The following is a 222-nucleotide window of genomic DNA, read 5'->3' as shown; positions in this document are numbered from 1 at the left end:
CAGACGGTAAGTGCAGCGGGCATGTCCGGCATCCTCCGCGCCCCGCCGTGGCACCATAGTGCGATTCCACACCATTCCGGTGTCATGGAATCCGAAGTTCATGTCACTCTCCGCCTGCCCGCTAACCTTCACGCATGGCTAGTCACCCAGGCCAAGTCCGCCCACAGACCCCTCAACTCCGAGATCGTCCACCGCCTGGAGGTCGAGCGTACCGCCGCTGAG

The 222-nt window shown here is 63.5% G+C and carries 1 protein-coding gene; it reads left to right on the top strand.

Going from position 1 to position 222, the window contains the following annotated elements; genetic code table 11:
- Nucleotides 1-21 precede the first annotated feature (21 nt).
- On the top strand, nucleotides 22-222 hold a 201-nt coding region (locus VS93_RS33625; RefSeq protein WP_394298855.1), incomplete at its 3' end, for an Arc family DNA-binding protein.

Source organism: Allosalinactinospora lopnorensis, from assembly GCF_000981225.1.
GTDB classification, from domain to species: Bacteria; Actinomycetota; Actinomycetes; order Streptosporangiales; family Streptosporangiaceae; genus Allosalinactinospora; species Allosalinactinospora lopnorensis.
This window is presented reverse-complemented; position numbering and strand designations above follow the sequence as displayed.